Origin of the sequence: Streptomyces chrestomyceticus JCM 4735, assembly GCF_003865135.1 — a bacterium.
Taxonomy (GTDB): domain Bacteria; phylum Actinomycetota; class Actinomycetes; order Streptomycetales; family Streptomycetaceae; genus Streptomyces; species Streptomyces chrestomyceticus.
Map to the genome: position 1 here is coordinate 712,242 of NZ_BHZC01000001.1, position 16,505 is coordinate 728,746.

General features: G+C 69.8%; 15 protein-coding genes and 1 pseudogene. 11 read left to right on the forward strand and 5 right to left on the reverse strand.

Going from position 1 to position 16,505, the window contains the following annotated elements; all coding sequences use genetic code 11:
• Positions 1 to 147: 147 nt before the first annotated feature.
• From lanKC to EJG53_RS03100, 7 genes and pseudogenes are all read left to right on the forward strand, one after another.
• Positions 148 to 2,589 (forward strand): annotated as a pseudogene (gene lanKC, locus EJG53_RS03075) (class III lanthionine synthetase LanKC); the annotation flags it as partial.
• A gap of 133 nt (positions 2,590 to 2,722) precedes the next feature.
• Positions 2,723 to 2,812, forward strand: a complete 90-nt coding sequence (locus EJG53_RS43805) for a class III lanthipeptide (RefSeq protein ID WP_359131318.1) — start codon at positions 2,723 to 2,725, stop codon at positions 2,810 to 2,812.
• Positions 2,813 to 3,055: 243 nt separating this feature from the next.
• Positions 3,056 to 4,999: an FtsX-like permease family protein gene (locus EJG53_RS03080; protein WP_125043469.1), complete on the forward strand. Its 1,944-nt coding sequence runs from the start codon at positions 3,056 to 3,058 to the stop codon at positions 4,997 to 4,999.
• Positions 4,996 to 6,267 (forward strand): MFS transporter, encoded by a 1,272-nt coding sequence (locus EJG53_RS03085; RefSeq protein WP_167515035.1) that lies wholly within the window; start codon positions 4,996 to 4,998, stop codon positions 6,265 to 6,267. The genes EJG53_RS03080 and EJG53_RS03085 overlap by 4 nt, the downstream gene beginning before the upstream one ends.
• Positions 6,268 to 6,283: 16 nt before the next feature.
• Positions 6,284 to 7,057 (forward strand): ABC transporter ATP-binding protein, encoded by a 774-nt coding sequence (locus tag EJG53_RS03090; RefSeq protein WP_125043471.1) that lies wholly within the window; start codon positions 6,284 to 6,286, stop codon positions 7,055 to 7,057.
• Between the two features lie 453 nt (positions 7,058 to 7,510).
• A complete protein-coding gene (locus tag EJG53_RS03095) occupies positions 7,511 to 7,684 on the forward strand; it encodes a CsbD family protein (RefSeq protein WP_125043472.1) in 174 nt (57 codons plus the stop codon).
• A 317-nt stretch (positions 7,685 to 8,001) separates the two neighbouring features.
• Positions 8,002 to 8,223, forward strand: a complete 222-nt coding sequence (locus tag EJG53_RS03100; protein WP_176602268.1) for a helix-turn-helix domain-containing protein — start codon at positions 8,002 to 8,004, stop codon at positions 8,221 to 8,223.
• 74 nt (positions 8,224 to 8,297) lie between these two features.
• On the opposite strand, the gene EJG53_RS41445 is transcribed toward EJG53_RS03100, so the two are convergent.
• The 3 genes from EJG53_RS41445 to EJG53_RS03115 are packed head-to-tail and all read right to left on the reverse strand — an operon-like array spanning position 8,298 to position 9,393.
• Positions 8,298 to 8,705, reverse strand: coding sequence for a hypothetical protein (locus EJG53_RS41445; RefSeq protein ID WP_174856345.1), 408 nt, complete (start codon positions 8,703 to 8,705; stop codon positions 8,298 to 8,300).
• 24 nt (positions 8,706 to 8,729) lie between these two features.
• Positions 8,730 to 9,134: a toxin Doc gene (locus EJG53_RS03110; RefSeq protein WP_125043474.1), complete on the reverse strand. Its 405-nt coding sequence runs from the start codon at positions 9,132 to 9,134 to the stop codon at positions 8,730 to 8,732.
• On the reverse strand, positions 9,103 to 9,393 hold the full coding sequence (locus EJG53_RS03115; RefSeq protein WP_244954950.1) for a hypothetical protein: 291 nt from the start codon (positions 9,391 to 9,393) through the stop codon (positions 9,103 to 9,105). Before EJG53_RS03115 ends, EJG53_RS03110 begins: the two co-directional genes overlap by 32 nt.
• Positions 9,394 to 10,492: 1,099 nt before the next feature.
• Between EJG53_RS03115 and EJG53_RS42100 the strand changes: the two genes are divergently transcribed.
• Together EJG53_RS42100 and EJG53_RS03125 are read left to right on the forward strand one after the other, a co-directional pair.
• Positions 10,493 to 11,146 carry a hypothetical protein gene (locus tag EJG53_RS42100; RefSeq protein ID WP_244955738.1) on the forward strand — a complete coding sequence of 218 codons (654 nt, stop codon included), beginning with the start codon at positions 10,493 to 10,495 and terminating at the stop codon, positions 11,144 to 11,146.
• A gap of 65 nt (positions 11,147 to 11,211) precedes the next feature.
• Complete coding sequence (locus EJG53_RS03125) at positions 11,212 to 11,721, forward strand: hypothetical protein (RefSeq protein WP_125043475.1); 510 nt, start codon at positions 11,212 to 11,214, stop codon at positions 11,719 to 11,721.
• 412 nt (positions 11,722 to 12,133) lie between these two features.
• On the opposite strand, the gene EJG53_RS03130 is transcribed toward EJG53_RS03125, so the two are convergent.
• Positions 12,134 to 12,988, reverse strand: a complete 855-nt coding sequence (locus EJG53_RS03130; RefSeq protein ID WP_125043476.1) for an NAD(P)H-binding protein — start codon at positions 12,986 to 12,988, stop codon at positions 12,134 to 12,136.
• A 113-nt stretch (positions 12,989 to 13,101) separates the two neighbouring features.
• Here EJG53_RS03130 and EJG53_RS03135 point away from each other — a divergent pair, with 113 nt between their 5' ends.
• Complete coding sequence (locus EJG53_RS03135) at positions 13,102 to 13,731, forward strand: TetR/AcrR family transcriptional regulator (protein ID WP_125043477.1); 630 nt, start codon at positions 13,102 to 13,104, stop codon at positions 13,729 to 13,731.
• A 513-nt stretch (positions 13,732 to 14,244) separates the two neighbouring features.
• Here EJG53_RS03135 and EJG53_RS03145 read toward each other — a convergent pair.
• Complete coding sequence (locus EJG53_RS03145) at positions 14,245 to 15,123, reverse strand: helix-turn-helix transcriptional regulator (protein ID WP_125043479.1); 879 nt, start codon at positions 15,121 to 15,123, stop codon at positions 14,245 to 14,247.
• A gap of 196 nt (positions 15,124 to 15,319) precedes the next feature.
• Between EJG53_RS03145 and EJG53_RS03150 the strand changes: the two genes are divergently transcribed.
• The gene (locus EJG53_RS03150; protein ID WP_125043480.1) at positions 15,320 to 16,177 is read left to right on the forward strand and encodes an SDR family oxidoreductase; all 858 of its coding nucleotides are present in this window, start codon (positions 15,320 to 15,322) and stop codon (positions 16,175 to 16,177) included.
• The last annotated feature ends 328 nt before the right edge of the window (positions 16,178 to 16,505 follow it).

The following is a 16,505-nucleotide window of genomic DNA, read 5'->3' on the forward strand; positions in this document are numbered from 1 at the left end:
AGGTTGCACGTTGTACGATTTTCTCGGATCGTGATCTTCATCAACACGAGGCGGAAAAGCTGGCCTTTCCTTGATGTCCGGCACGCCGCTTGGCGGTTTCCCTGCGCATAGGGGCGATGGAGGAACGAAGTGGACCCAAATTATGGGGTGTATACCGTCGCAGATTCCCCTTGGTATGAGCCGCTGGAACGCTGTGACGATGTCGCCTCGCGGTTCTCTTTGGCCGGGCGCGAATTGCCTGACGGGTGGAAACGGAGCCAGCATGGCGTCTGGGAAGTTCTCACCCCCACCGGGGGGCCGCAGATGCCAGGTCAAGGCTGGAAGATTCACGTCACTGCGACGCCCGATACTGCCGAGGAAACCGTCGAGCGGACCTGGGCGGTGTGCCGGCGGCTGAACCTTTCCTGGAAGTTCCTGCGAAGCCGCCGCGTCACTCACGTGCTCAACAGCAAGTACGCCAGCCGCGCCGCCAGCGGCAAGGTCGTCACCGTCTATCCGCGTAACTCGGAAGAATTGCGCATAGCCCTTACTGAACTTGATACGGTACTTGGCGGCCGCCCAGGTCCGTACATCCTCTCCGACCACCGGTGGAACACGGGGCCGGTGTCGGTCCGGTACGGGGCGTTCACGCTCATGTGGTGTGAACTGCCCGACGGCGCCCGGGTGCCGGCACTGCGCGATCCGCAGGGCAACGCCGTCCCCGACCGGCGTCGGCCGGTCTTCACCGTTCCCGAGTGGATCGACATCCCGGATTTCCTCGCCGCCAGCCTTGCTGCGGCGCCCGGGGGCGCTGACGACACGCTCAACGGGTACAAGGTGCTCAAGGCCCTGCACTTCTCCAACGGCGGTGGCGTGTACCTGGCCGAGGCCCCCGACGGCACCCAGGTCGTCTTGAAGGAGGCGCGGCCGCATGCGGGCCTGGACGCCTCCGGCGCCGACGCGGTGGAACGGCTGAGCAACGAATGGTCGGCCCTGGAAGCCGTCGGCCACCTGCCGTTCGTCCCGCGTCCCATCGAGTACTTCACCGTGTGGGAGCACCACTACCTGGCCATGGAGCGTATCCGGGGAGAATCGCTCAGCACGTGGATGGGCCGCGACTACCCACTCACCCGGCACGACCCCGATGAGGGGATACGCGCCGCCTACACCACGCTGGTCCTCGACTACTTGGGCCAGGTGGAGGCCGCCGTCGAGTCCCTGCACAAGGCGGGGCTGGCCTTCGGCGACCTCCATCCGCACAACATCCTCATCCGTGACAACGGCACCATCGCCCTGGTGGACTTCGAGATCGCCACGGCTGTCGACACCGAACGCACCGCCGTGCTCGGCGCCCCCGGCTTCATGGATCTGTCACTCACCAGCGCCCGCGACTGTGACCTCTACGCCCTGGGCTGCTGCCAGCTTTCCGCAGTCATGCCGCTCACCGGCCTGGTACAGCGCACTCCAGCGGTCGTCGGCCACCTGATCGAGATGGCCACCACCGCCTTCCCGACACTGCCGGCCACATACGTCGAGCGGACGGCGGAACGCCTGGCCCTGTCCCCAACCGTGCGCCCCCACCTTCCCAGCCACCGGATCGGCGCGGTGCCCGCGCTCGCCCCACCGCGCGCCCCCTCTCTGCTGCGCGGCATCGACCGAGCCGCTGACACCACCCGCACCGATCGTCTCTTCCCCGGCGATATCGCCGGGCACCGGGACGGCGCACAGCTCGGCCTCGCCCACGGCACCCCCGGTGTCCTCCTCGCCCAGCTGAGCACCGGCTCCTGCGTAGACCCCGAGCACCTCGCGTGTCTGGAACGCGCGGCCCGGCGGGCCCCGGCCGGCACCCCGCTCGGCCTGTACGACGGTCTGGCCGGCACGGCATGGCTGCTGCACCTGCTCGGCAGCCCACTGGGCGAAAAGCTGATCGACCGCATCCTCTCCAGCCAGCTACCCACCTCGCCGGGACTGTTCAGCGGACTGACCGGCATCGCCCACCTTCTGTTGGACGTCGGCTTGTCGGACGCCGGCGTGCGCGGCGAAGCACTCAAACTGGCAGCGGCCGTTCGGGACCGCATCGGCGAGGACGGCCTGCTGGACCGCCCCGGCCTGATGTACGGCTGGTCGGGACCAGCCGTACTGCTCGCCCGCTGCGCCCGGCTGACCGGCGACGAAGAGTGGGCCGAGGCCGCCGCGGCTGCTGTCCGCGCCGACCTCAAGCATGCGCGGGAGCTGGACGGAACCCTCCAGATGAGCAGTTCCCGGCGACTGCTGCCCTACCTCGCCGAGGGCTCGGCCGGAGTCGCCCTGGCAGCCATCGCACTGCCCGGCACGCAAGCCGCCGAGGTGGCCGTCGACGCCATTGTTACGGGAGCAGCACGCGCCGCAGCGGTCCACACCGTGGTCCAGGGCGGCCTGTTCAACGGCCGGGCCGGTCTTGCCTACTTCCTGTCCCACGCCGCTGCTCATGTACCGCAAGCGCGCAGGTGGGCCGAGCGCCAGCTATGCCTGCTGTCCCTGCATGTGGCTGACCACGACGGCGGCCAGGTCCTCTACGGTGACCAGCTGCTGCGCCTGTCCACCGACCTGGCCACCGGCGCCGCCGGCGCCCTGCTGGCGATGCAAGCAGCCAAGACTTCCGGCGCGCCCCTGCTTCCTGGTGCTCACCCGACCAGGGTTGATCACCGGCCGCAGCGGACCGCCGGATCCTGTGCGTCCGCACGCGGAGAGGAGGTGACTGATCATGACGAACGTTCTCGCACTGCAGGAACTCGCCGAGGAGACCCGCCTGGAGGGGATGAGCACCCTCAGCGTCTGGGGCTGTGACACCTGATCGTCTGCCGAAGGATACGCCTATGCCTGACAGGAGGTGACTGATCATGATGAACGTTCTCGCACTGCAGGAACTCGCCGAGGAGATCCGCCTCGAGGGATGGAGCACCCTCAGCGCCGTCAACTGTGACACCTGATAGCTCTCAGTCATGTGAGAGAAGGGTGCGGGGAGGCCATGTCGAGTGCTGCCTCCCCGCACCATCTCCAGCGGACCGCTCTATGAAGGACAGCAACCGTGTCTGCCATGTCCCCCACCTCGCCCCCTCTGGCCGCCCCGCGCATCTCCCCCACCCGTCTCCTCTGGTCGGAAGTACGCGCGTATCCCGGGCGGGTGATCGGTGCTGCGGCAGCGTGCTGCGCCACGGCGGCGGGTGTCGGGGCATGCCTGTTGCTGCTGCTGGGCGCGGGCCTTGACAATCACCCGGCGGACTCGCCCGAAGCGGCTGCCGCCCAAGGCGCTCAGCAGATCATGGGACTGCTGATGTCCATGCTGCTGCTGTGTGCAGTCCTGGTCACCGGCTCCACCCTCTCACTGTGGACGGGACAGCGGCTACGGCAGTTCGCCGTCCTCCGGGCCCTGGGGACCACCGCCGCCCGGCTGCGGCTGATGGTGGCCGCGGACGTGGCACGCCTGGCCCTGGTCTCGGCGGCCGCCGGTGCCGCGACCGGAGCCCTGCCGCTGGCAGCGCTCGGCCGTCGCCTGCTCATCGAGCAGCAACTGTGGCCCGCCGGCACCTCGCTGCCGCCGCCCGCCCAGACATGGGGCGCCTGCGCCGCCGTGTGCCTGGGAACCGGCGCCATCGGCGTACTCGCCGCGCTGCTGAGCGTGCGGGCCGCCGGACGGGTCAACGCAATCGACCTCCTGAAGGACCACGAGAGCGCGCCCGGACTCCAGCGCAGCCGCGCCCGGCTGATCACCGGTCTGTCCGTAGCGTTGCTGTTCTGTGCGCCCTTGCTGCCCTACATGGCCCTCGCCCCGCTTTCGACAAGGGAACGCGCCGCTGCCCCCACAGTGCTGGCCGTGCTCGTCATCCCCACTCTGGCCGTGCTGGCCCCGTGGATCATCCCGCCGCTGACCCGACCGCTGTGCGCGGTCCTGCGCGTGCTGGACCGGCGCGTGGGCGCCCTCGCTGCCGCCGGGCTGCGGGCCACGCCCGCCCGCACCGCGGCCCTGGCCGTTCCCGTCCTGCTGGCCGTGGGGATCACCGCCTGCCTGCTCGGCGCCGGCGCCACCATGGGTCGCGCGACCCAGCAGGAGGTCACATCGGCGCTCCGGGCCGACGCGGTGATCAGCGCGGAACCGGGAGTCCGGCTCCCGGCCAGTCCCGGCCCGCTCCCCGGAGCCACCGCCACCCCCGTGGTGGCCACCCAGGTCACCGTGCCCGGCCGCAAACGCCGCTCAGCGCCCAAGCCCATCCGTGCCTGGGGCGTGGACGGACGCGTGCTGACACGCGTGCTGGACCTTTCCGCGCGCGAGGGGGACCTCACGAAGGTCGCCGAGGGCACCTTCGCCGCAGGCGCCACCTTCGCCGACGAGGCGAAGTGGAAGATCGGCCAGTCTGTCGACCTGACGCTGGCGGACGGGACGACACAGCGATCCACCCTCGTCGCGACCTACACGCGCGACCTGGCGTTTCCCCGCATGATTCTCCCGCGCGCCACCGCCCTCGCCCACACCGCCTCCCCCGCCGCCGACCGTATCTTTTTGACGGGGCCGAGCAGCGCCTGGCCCGCGGCGAAGGGCCAGACCGTCGCCTCACGCGAGGACTATGCGCGGACCTTCACCCGCAACCCCGGCGACGACCTGGCCACCCGCCTGATCGTGGCGGTGGTCGCGGCGTACGCACTGCTGGCGGCGGCCAACACCAGTTCGCTGGCGCAGCGTGACCGGGTGGCGCAGCGCGCCCACCTGCGGGCCCTGGGCCTCAGCCGGCTCCAGATGGTGCGCTGTGTGCTGTATGAGGCCCTGGGCGGAGGGGCGGTCGGGGCGGTGCTCTCCGGCCTGGTAGCCGTGGTGTGCCTGGTGCCGCTGTCGGTGGCCCTCGGCCTCGGTCCGCTGCCGGCGGTCGACGTGCCGTGGACCGCGGGTGTGCTGGCGCTGGCCGCTGTGGCGCTCGGTGTCCCCGCCCTCATGACGGCCCATCCTCTGCTGGCCGTCCAGCGACAGTTCGCCCGGAGAGGGCAGTGACCGCAGTGCTGTCGATACCGGCACTGGGCAGACCGTTCTGGCTGTTGTTCGGCGGGGAGGCCGCGTCAGCGTTCGGAACAAGCGCCTCGGTCATCGCGCTGCCGGTGGTCGCGATGCAGGCCTCCGGGGATGTCCGGCAAGCCGGGCTGGCAAGCACAGCGTTGTCCGCAGGTATTCTCCTGGCCCGCCTGCCTGCCGGAGTGTTCGCGGATCGTTTCGACCGCCGGACGCTGCTGCTCTGCGGCAACCTGCTCGGCGCAGCGATCCTGGGGATTCTGGCGCTACTTCAGTCGAGCAGCGCCCTTGACCTGCCTGTGCTGACGTCTGCCGCGCTCCTTTTGGGCATGGCGGGCAGTACCTTGACGCCGGCCGAGAATGTCGCCGTCCGCAATCTCGTGCACCCCGACCTTCTTCCGAGGGCGTTGTCGTTGATGCAGGCACGCACGGCGGTGTCCCTGATCGCCGGGCCAGTGGCCGGCGGCGCGCTGCTCACAGCGGAACCGGCGTGGGTCTTCACCTTCGATGCCGTCACCTATCTCCTCGCGACAGCCTGTATGGCGGCCCTGCCGTCGGGGGCGGGGCCTGTCGGCCCTGGGCAACCCACGCTGAAAGCCGCCTGTGAAGGCGTCCGTTTCCTGTGGCGCTCGCCGTTTCTGCGCTATGCGGCGATCAATGCCGCCGTTCTCAACCTGATCTTCAACGGCCTTCTGATCGTCATCGTCACCTCGGCCGACGGGGAGAGGGCCGGCCTGAGCATCGGTGTGCAGACCGCGGCGATCGGGGCCGGGGTTCTGGTGGGCTCCCTGATCGCCCCGGCGGTAGCGCGTCGTTGGCCGGCGGCGCGAGGGATCGCGCTGTCCACCGGCGCGATCGCCGTGGCACTGACGGGCTTCGCGCTCGTCCACGGCAGTGGGGCTGCGGCGTTCCTGCTCGCTGTCGCCTCCGTGTTCGGACCAATGGTCACCGTCTTGCTGACCACCGCGCAGATGCGGGTGACCCCATCCGGGCTTCAGGGCCGAGTGCACAGCGGGATCGGCTTCCTTGCCCAGGCCGCCTCGCCGCTGGCTCCCACGCTCGTTGCCGTGTCCACCCACGCCTTCGGCCTCTTTCCTACCGTACTGGGGGCAGCACTGCTGGTGGTCCTCCTCGCCCTCGTCGGCAACGTCGTCACTGCCCGCCACCTCCGCGCCACACCCCCGGCCACGGCCACGACCGGATGCCCGCCGGAGGCGGCGATCACAAACCGACGGCCAGAAGCCGGAACCTAGGAATGAGGATCAGCACATGCGATCGGCACACCCCCCGCTGAGCCGCCCGGGCCCCCACCCGGCAGCCGTTGCCCGTGACCTGACCAAGGTTTACGACATCGAGGGCCGTCGGGTCACAGCACTGGACCGGGTGTCCCTGGACATCCGCCGAGGACACTTCACCGCCATCATGGGCCCCTCCGGCTCCGGCAAATCCACCCTGATGCACTGCCTGGCCGGACTCGATTCCCCGTCCTCCGGCGCGGCCTGGATCGGCACAGTGAATCTCACCGAACTGTCCGACCGGAAGCTGCCCCTGATGCGCCGGGACCGGATCGGTTTCATCTTCCAGGCGTTCCACCTGCTGCCGGCCCTGACCGTCATGGAGAACATCACCCTGCCGATGGCTCTCGCCGGTAAGCGCCCGGACCCGCAATGGCTCACCGAAGTGATCACCGCGTTGGGCTTGCGCGACCGGCTGACCCACCGGCCGCCGCAACTGTCCGGCGGCCAGCAGCAACGAGTGGCCTGTGCCCGCGCGCTGCTGAACCAGCCGGAAATCATTTTCGCGGACGAACCCACCGGAAATCTCGATTCCCGGGCGGCGGCAGAGGTACTGCGGCTGCTTCAGCATGCGGTCCACCAGCTCGACCAGACCATCGTCATGGTCACACATGACCCGGTGGCCGCCTCGTGCACCGACCACGCGGTATTTCTCGCCGACGGCACGGTTGTCGACGAGCTGCAGCAGCCGACAAGAGACCAGGTGCTCGACCGTATGCGGCTGTTCGACGCCACGGACAGCGACTGAAGTGGGCACGAGCACGGTGCAGCGTGACGTCTCGGCCGCCGCCCGGCCGCGAACTCATCTCGATGCATCGCGGCTGGCTGGTCCCGCGGGGCCCCAGCCCGGATCACCTATAACACGGGACGTCTCGCATCGCGAGACAAGAATCGGCCGATCTCGTTCCCGAAAGGAGATCCAATGGAACTCAGGCGGGTCGGGTCTGCGGCGGCCATGTGCAGGCGAGGCTTTGGCCAATCCGCTTTATGGCCCTACGCCTTTGGCGGCGAATCCTGACCCGGAAAGAAACTGTGTGAAAGCATTGCGCACCCAGGAAGTAGTGCTGTCACCCTCCGGAATATCCTTCGCTCTGTGTTCTCATTCTCACTCAGTTTTGCGGAAGTTGTTGCCGCACCTGATTCCCTGCCCGCTACGGGGGCAGATGCGCATATACCCGACAACCTGCTCAAGGAGGGCGTCATGAGCGCAACCGAGAAGGTCAAGGCCAAAGTCGAGCAGCTCGCAGGCACCGTCAAGAAGGAGACCGGCCGCGCAGTGGGAAACGATCAGACGGCAGCCGAGGGTACGGCCGACAAGGTAAAGGGAAATCTCCGGGAGGCCAAGGAAAAGGTCAGGGGCGCCTTCCGGGACTGAGTTTCCGGACGGCATGACACCGCCGGGGCAACAGCCCTGCCGAGGCTGCTGCCCCGGCCTCATGTGATCCTGCATTCTTCAGAGCTTCGCTGCATACGCCCGGACAAGCGGCCCACCTTGCCAGCCCCTGCGATCTGCTTGCTTGTTCGGAATACACGGATCGGAGCGCAGGAAGTCCGAGCAGAATCCCAGTTCCAAAGGTCATTGCGCGCCGTGACGGCGGGCAATGTGCAACAAACCCTGCTGAATGGATGGCCAGGAATACCGCAAAGGGAGATCTTGGCCGTCCAGAGCGCAATTTTCACGAGGAGACACGGGTGACCAATACTCTGAAGAAGAGGAGCTGGGTGACCGGCGCCGCGCGTGAGAAGCTCGCGGCAGTCCTGAAGAAGAAGTACGACTCCGGAGCAAGTATCCGGGCACTGGCCGAAGAAACCGGGCGCTCCTACGGGTTCGTGCACCGGGTGCTCAGCGAATCCGGAGTGGCCCTGCGTGGTCGTGGCGGAGACACCAGAAGCAAGAAGGTCACCTCAGCCTGAGCGACGGTGCCACTCGCCTTGACCCTGGGGCCCGCCAAAGCAGTGGGGTGTGGATCTTTGAAGGACGGTCGGCATCAAGCGGTGAGGCTGTAGTCCTGCTGGTCAGGGCTGGTGCACAGGCGTTGGTGTTCGCGGGCCGCGTGGAAGACCCAGTAGTCCTCGGAGCCGGTGTTCGTGATCAACCAGCGCCGTCCCCGCTCGGTCTGGTACGCCCGGCGGGCCTCCGCTTCAGCTTCCTCGGCCCGCCCCGGCCGCCCCAGCACGCTGCTGCGGTACTCCGGCAGCGCCGCCTCCACCGCCTGGAGCGCTGCGAAGGCGAGCACGGATGTCGCACCGGCCGGGTCCGCGTCCAGCCCGCCCGGCTCCACCATCGCCATGAACTCGCCCCGAGCCTTCGCGATGCCGGCCGCCTGCGGCACCCGGACGTGGTCGGTGACGGCGGCGGCGCCGACCGCGTCGTCCGGGTCGGCCGCCCAGGTCACGGCGACCAGTCGCCGGGCCGGTGGTCAGAGGCGCCAGGTGCGGATGCGAGCGGCCGCGTCGTAGCCGTCGGCACGGCCGGCCTCGATGTCCCGGGCGAGGTCGATCAGCGCGCCGTACGGCGCATCAATGCCTTCGCCCGCGGCGTCCATGTACGCCATGGCGACCGCGGCCCCGTACAGCGCGTTGCGGGCCGGCAGGGGGCGCAGCCGGATGATGGCGTGCATGAGGGTGGCCGCGCGCCAGGCGTTGTCGGCGACGGCACCGATCCGCGGGGTGTTGACGCGGTGGCGGGCGACCGCGGCCACCAAGGCGGAGAAGTCGTGGACCGCGGGGTGCTTGGGCAGCACCTCCGCCTGCCGCTCCAGCAGCCAGCGGATGTCGATGTGCAGTTCCACCTCAGCGCGCCCGCCCCGGAACACTGGTGGCATCCAGGCAGGCGGGAGCCTCGCTGGGAAACGCGGCATCGAACGCGCCGGCGGCCCGGGCGACGAACTGCCGGAAGACCTGCGCGGCGTCACCCAGGCGAGGGTCACGGACCACGTCGCGCACAGCTTCGGCAGTCGGCGCGGTCACCGTGATGCCCGAGGCGTCGGCCCGCTCCCACGACTGGACCTGAAGCCTCTCGGGCCACTGACAGATGCTGGTTTCGCCACGCCCCGGCGCCTGGCTTGCGCGTGCGAACAACACGAAAGCCAGGAACGCTCGTTCTTCCGCCGACGGGCGGCCGTTGTCCCCGAAGATGGGGCCCGCCCGGAGGCACGACGCAAGCAACGCTGGGGGTACGCAGATGGCGGTGGAGACCGGCACGCGGCAGGAGGAGCGTGTGGCAGGGCGGGTGTGGACGGTGCGCCTGGCCCCCTACGGCCGCCCCTCGGCCGGTGCGGCGCGGCTCTCCTGCTCCCGCCCGGCCTGCCCCGACCAGCGCTATCCCGACGGCGCGGCGGCCGGGCGCAAGGCCGCGGTCGCACACGTCAACGCACACCTGGCCCACATCCGGACGACCGGCGGGCCCCGCAGTGAGGCGTGGTGTGCCTGCCGCGCCGCCGACTGCGCCTGGCACACCTCCGATCCCGATGCCGGGCGCCGCGGCGGGCCGCGGCCGCCGGCGCAGCCGGCGCGGTGCGGCGGCCCGGTGGTCCTGGCGGTGTATGCCGACCGGGCCGAGCGGCTGTGGCGGATCGCCGAGATGTGCGCGCGCTGCGCGGCCGCCACGTCCGGCTGTCGCGTCCTGGATACCGCCTCACCCCCCGCCCGCACCGCCCCGGCCGGAACGGGCCAGGCGGCGGCTGAGACAGCCGCACATCAGGAACTTGCTGGCCAAACGGCAGGCGAGGGGCGAGCGCGGTGTTCTCCGACCGCAGCCCCTCCCCCGTGGCCGAGGCTCCGTCTTCCCCGGCCGCCACCACGTCGGCGTCGGCCCCCCGGGCACGCGCCGCCGCACCGCGGACCAAGCGGTGGGGGAAGATCGCGCAGCGGACCGTGCCGCACGACCTGGAACTCAAGGTCCTGCGCACCGAGCTCATCGAGCTCGGAGACGCCTTCCGCGCCTACCAGCAGCGCGCCCAACCCGACCTCGTACTCCCCGAGCTCCACGAACGGAAGGCCCGCGCCTTCGCGCTGTGGGCCGACGTCAACGGCGACCGGGGTCTGCGCCGCGAGGCCCAGCGCGCCGAGCAGGCCGCGCAGACCACCCGCGAGATGCACCAGAACCGCGGCGGCAGCCCGGCAGACGGCAGGCCGGTGGTGGAGCGGCTGCTGACCCGCACAGGCCGCGCACGCCCGCACCGTGCTGGACTACACCGCCGCCCATGCCCCGTTCCCGCAGGCCGAGGTGCGCCTGGCGGTGCTCATGCTCGCCCTGCAAGCCGCGCGGGACGGCGCCGGCAACGTCACCGGCCAGGATCTGACCGGCTGGCTTCAGGGCGAGGCCGAGCCGGTGCTTGAGCAGTTGGTCGACGCCGGCTGGCTGCGCCTGCCGGGCACCATCGCCGAGGCCCTGGCCTCCCGGCCCGAGACCCCCACCGCCTTCACCATTCCCACGCTGCTGCCCGAACAGCCCCGCCCGTTCCCCTTCCGCAAGACCACCTGCTCCCGGATCTCCGGCTGGGCCCAGAAGGCGCTGGGCGACCGCAAGCTCCGCAAGAAGAAACTGGGCGCCACCACCCGGCTCCTGGCCCTGTACACCGCCGCCCACACCCGCCCCGACGGCCACCTCGGACCCGCCAAGGACGACGGCCTGGACCTGGCCCGGACCACCGCCTTCTGCTCCCTGTCCCCTGGCCAGGTCGCCGAACACGCCGAACTGCTGATCACCGCCGACTGGCTCAGCGAGGCCGGTGTCGTCGAAGGGCACGTCAACCGCATCAAGGTGCTCACGCGCCAGATGTTCGGCCGAGCCGGATTCAGCCTGCTACGCAAGCGCGTATTGCTGGCCACCTGATCAACTGCCTGGCTCTCGATGATGGGAATTCCTTCACGGACCGATGACGAGGGGCGAGGCACAGCATGGACGCAGCAGTAGCGATCAGCCTCATTCGCATGGCCGGTGCAGACCTGTCGATGGCGCCCTGGCAGCGTCCCTCGGACGCCTGTCTGGTCCAGCTGGGCCTGGACGCCCTGATGGCCGGCGTTGAGGCTCCCTCGCTTCCGCTGCTCGCTGGGCTCGCCCGCGGTGAGTACTCCCAGGCCCGCGAGCTGTTCGGCCTTGTGCTGGATGACTTGGGTCTACTGCCGCTGACCTCGGAAGATCTGGCCACGGCGCGATGGACCGCGGCCCGTTGGTGGGCGGCCCAGATCGTGGCGTGCCAGCTCGACCCCCTACGCGGAGCCAAGCTGATCTATGAGGAAGCTGCAGCCGAACTCGACTACCCCGACACGCTGCAACCCATCGTTGACCTGGCGAGAAGAATCGACCTGCTGAACGACCAGCCTCGGCGACAGCAGCACATCGACGAGGTCACCTCCGCAGCGCAAGTCTTTCTCGCCACAGACGCACCCCTAAACACGGGCGTTTGACCGGCGTCGCGTGACCCACCGTGACCAGTTCACGGAAAATGAGCCAGAACCCCCTGGTGCGCAGTGAGCGCACGGCGGTAACCGGCTGAGGTGTTCTCCGGGGTCCGTGCTGGAGCGGCGGGCACCGTGGCGGGCGGCGGGTCGGTCTCACACCTGACGGCCTCATCGCTCACCACATCTCCACCCGCCCAGCACGCGCCACTTCTCTCATTGCTCTCGCCCAAGATCTGCCTCCCGCCGTTCTGGGCCCGATGCCCGGACTCCATCCCGTCACCGCAGCCCAGTGGCGCCGCCGCGCCGCCACCGACTGGACCGCCTACCTCCAAGCACGCCAGCGTGCCCTTAAGCCCGCACCCTACGGCCAGCGACCGACAGGCACGGATTGCTCACAGCGAAGAGGCGACGTGGTTTCTCACGTAGCGATGTCGGCTGCGAGTCGGTCAGCAGCGCTGCGGGGCTCCCGGCCGAGGAGTTGGCCCAGCAAGGGGTCGGCTTCCGCGAAGTAGCCGGCGCGGCCGGCCTGGTACCAGGTGAGCATGAACCGGGCCGCTTGCTCTGGGACACCGGACATGAGCTGCTCGGCGACCCACTGTTCGTCGTCCAGGACGGTGCGCTTGACGGTGCGGCCGGTGAGATCAGAGGCGATCGTGGCGAGATCGTCGAAGGTGACGGCGGTGGGCGCGGTGAGGTTGACGGGGCCGTCGAAGGAGCTGTCATCGGCGAGGATGACCGCGACGGCCTCGGCCACGTCACCGCGGTCGGTGTACGGGACCGGGCCGTCCGCCGGCTGGGCGATCTCGCCGGTGCGTTGCCACGGGCCAAGCACCTGGTCGAGCGGGCCGTAGGCGCCGTTGCGCAGTGCGGTCCAGGCAACGCCGCGGTCAGCGAGGAGGGTCTCGGTGGCGCGGTGGATGTCTGAGGCCGGGTACGGGTTGCCAGGGACGGCGCCGTGCTGGCTCGTGTAGAGGATTCGCCGGGCACCGGCCGCGACGGCGGCGTCGATGGCGTTGCGGTGCAGGTGGACCATGTCGGCGGTCGGATCGTTGCCGGACACCAGAAGCACCTGATCGGCGCCGGCGAAGGAGTCGCGCAGCGCGGCCGGTTCCTCGTACGAGCCCTGCCGTACGCGCACCCCCCGGTCGGCGAGGTGCTGCGCCTTGGCCACCTCGCGGACGCTGACGCCGATCTCGTCGGTGGGCATGCGCTTGAGGAGGTGCTCGACGGTGGCGCCGCCCAGCCCGCCGGTAGCGCCGGTGACAACGATCACGTTCCTGGCCTCTTCCTGATTACCCGCGGGGTCCGGCCCGGAGGACCGGAGAGCCTTAAGTTGACCATAGTGGTCAGTTTTCGTTACGATTGCACTGTAGGTAAACTGACCCCATGGGTCAAATTAAGTCGGCGGAAGCCGGTGCCTCCGGCGGTGCCGTACCTTCTGCATCCCGGCTACGCGCCGATGCCAGGCGCAACTCCGAGCAGATCCGCGCCGCCGCGATCGGCGCCTTCCAGGGGCGGGGCCTGACCGTGCCGCTGGAGGATGTCGCCAAAGCCGCAGGCGTCAGCAAGGCCACGATCTTCAACCGGTTCGGCGGGCGGATCGGCCTTATCGAGGCCGTCATCGAAGAAGTCGTCGCCACGGAACTGTTCGCCGTCATCGACCACGCCCGGACCATCGCCGACGCCGGCGAGCGAACCGCGTACTACCTCACCGCGCTCCGCGACCTGCAGTACCGCCAGCCCGCCGTCAACGACGTCCTGCTGCAGACCTATCCGCACTCACAGCAACTCATGGAGATCTGCCGAGCGGGAAGCGAGGCCAACACCGAAATCGTCGCGGCCGCGCGGGCCAACGGTGCGCTGCGGCCGGAGTTCACGGCGGGCGACCTCCACGCGCTCGTCGTCGACACCGCCCTCGCCCTCAAGCACGGACCACGGCCTCCCCGGGATGAGTACGACCGCCGCACCACGTACCTCTTGGATGGGATTCGCGGGCCCCGGCCCACGCCTGGCTGACCGATGGACTGGCTGGTCCGCGCCCACCGTTCCTCCCGCGCCGCGCCCTTCGTCCCCACCGGGCGCCCGGCCCGCGCCTGACACCGAGGTTCTGCGTGCGCGATCCTCTGGTGGTCGCCGAACTACCGTGAACACGGCCGAGTTGGGCTACGGCCTCCTCCCGCCCCTTGCCTTCGCGAGTTCACGGGAGATGGCGCGCTCGTCCTGTGCCCGCACCGTCTCTCGTCGAACGGCACGGCCGCGCCCTCACCGAGGACGATCCACTGGCCGGCATCCCGGCGCAGGGCGAGGGCATAGGTGCGACCGGTCTCCAGCCGGGGAGCATCCGGGGCCGTGCGCTTGGTCTCCAATCAAGCCCATAGCGATGCCCGTGTGTCGCGCGCGCCTGCCCTGACCGGCAGTGTGTGCCTACGGGCCAGTCAAGCGACCGGTTGCTCGCCGGCACGGCTCGGGCGGGGCGTCATCGCCGAGGCAGCGTCCACGCCGGGCAGCCCATGCTGGCGCTTCCCCGGATCAGTCGCGCGACCGGTCCGGGGAGGCCGGCGGCGCCGCCAGGGTCCATGACGCCAGCAGGCTCAGCGCCTGGGCGGATGCCGATTCGGGTTCGGTGGTGTAGAGGAACAGGGTGGTCTCACTGTCCCCGGGCAGTGCGAGAGTCTCGTACTCCACGGTGAGTTCGCCGACCAGGGGGTGCCGCAGCCGCTTGGAGCCGTGGGTGCGCTGGTGCACGCGGTGCTGCTGCCACCAGCGGTCGAATTCGCCGCTCAGCTCCCGCAGTTCGGCGACGAGCGCCTCCGTGGGCTGCCGCTCCGATGCGCGGACCGCGTCCAGGCGCAGATTCTCCACAGCGGCGCGGGCCTGCACTTCCCAGTCGACGAACAGGTCGCGCGCGTCGTGGTCGAGGAAGAGCCAGCGGGTGTAGTTGCGTTCGGCGGCCGGCATGGCGTCGAAGTCGGCGAACAGGGCTCTGGCCATCCGGTTCGCCCCCAGGACGGCGGATCGACGTCCCAGGATGAGGGCGGGAACGGCGCTGTCCAGGGAGTCGAGGAGCCGGTGGAGCCCGGGGCGCAGGCGCTGGACGCCGGGCGTACGCGCCGGAGGGCGGGTGGCGGTGATGCCGACGAGGTTCTTGAGGTGGGCAAGGCCCGCCTCGTCCAGTCTCAGGGCGTGACCGATGGCTTCGACGACGGCAGGGGACGGGTTGATGGGACGACCCTGCTCAAGACGGGCGTAGTAGTCGGCGGAGACCCCGGCGAGGAGGGCGACCTCCTCGCGCCGCAGTCCCGGTACGCGCCGGACCCGTCCGTCCGGCGGCAGCCCCGCCTGTTCGGGGTCGCACTGGGCACGGGAGCGCTTGAGGAAATCGGCGATTTCACGGTTGACGGAAGCCATAAGAACAAGTCTGTGGCACGAAAAGCGCCGGCGGCCGCCCAAGGTGGGTCTCTCAGTCCTAGTCAGCCGCGTCCTAGGGCGCGCAGGGCATGGCATGGCCCCGAAAGCCGCTCCCCCGCGGCTCAGGCTTGAGTCAGCGCCGGAACAGCAGCCCTGGTCCGGCTTCCCATCCAGCACGTACGAAAGAGGAACACTCATGCCTGCCACCACCACCCCCGCCACCTGGTTCATCACCGGCGCCTCCCGCGGGATCGGCCTTGAGCTGGTCCGGCAGTTGCTCGCCCAGGGCGACAACGTGGCGGCCACCACCCGCTCCACCGAGCGCCTGTCGGCCGCGCTGGGCAGCGCGGCCGACACCAGCCGGCTCCTCGCGCTGACCGTGGACCTGACAGACGAGGCGCAGGTCAAGGACGCCGTAGGCGAGGCCACCGAGCGGTTCGGCCGCCTGGATGTCGTCGTGAACAACGCGGGTTACGGCTACCTCGCGGCCGTCGAGGAGACCAGCGCCAAGGACGTGCGGGACATGCTCGACGTCCAGGTCGTGGGGGTGTGGAACGTGCTGCGCGCGGCGCTGCCGGTCCTGCGTGAGCAGCGCGCGGGCCGCGTCATCAACATCTCCTCGATCCTGGGGTTGACCACGATGCCCGGCTGGGCCCTGTACTGTGCGGGCAAGTTCGCACTCGAAGGACTGAGCGAGGCGCTCGCCGCCGAGGTCGCGGACTTCGGCATCAAGGTCACCGTCGTGGAGCCCGGCTACTTCCGTACCTCCTTCCTCACCCCGGACTCGCTGGCCCTGCCCGCCGAGGTCTCGGAGCACTACCCGGCCGTACGGGCCATGGTCGACGACCACCTCAAGCTCCAGGGACGTCAGCTCGGCGACCCGGTCAAGGGAGCCGCCGCCATCATCGAGCGCGCCGGTCTCGACGACAGCCCCCTGCGCCAGTTGCTGGGCTCCGACGCCCACGCCTACGCCACCGCGAAGGTCGACGCCCTGCGCGCCAACCTCGACGCCACTGCGGCCTCCGCCGCGACCACCGATTTCCCCGACGCCTGAGCACGCGCCGCGACCAGTCGATCGCTATAGCTACACGCGTTAGTTATAAGCTATAACTAACGCGTGTGGCGATAACGCCGGAGGTCCTCGTCACCTCACCTGAAGGGATTTCGACATGACCGCAACACTGCGCGCACTCCACACCGCACTGCGAGCCGGCCCCGCGGACACCTCCGTCACCTTGGAACCGACGCGCCGCGGGGATGCGGTCCGGCTGGTCGACCGTTCCGGTTCCGGTGAGCCGCTGGACGGCGTCAGCGGCTCACCGGGGACGCTGTGCCCGTACGGGGAGACGCGCGGGGAGGTCGTGCGGAGGACACTCCGTGGC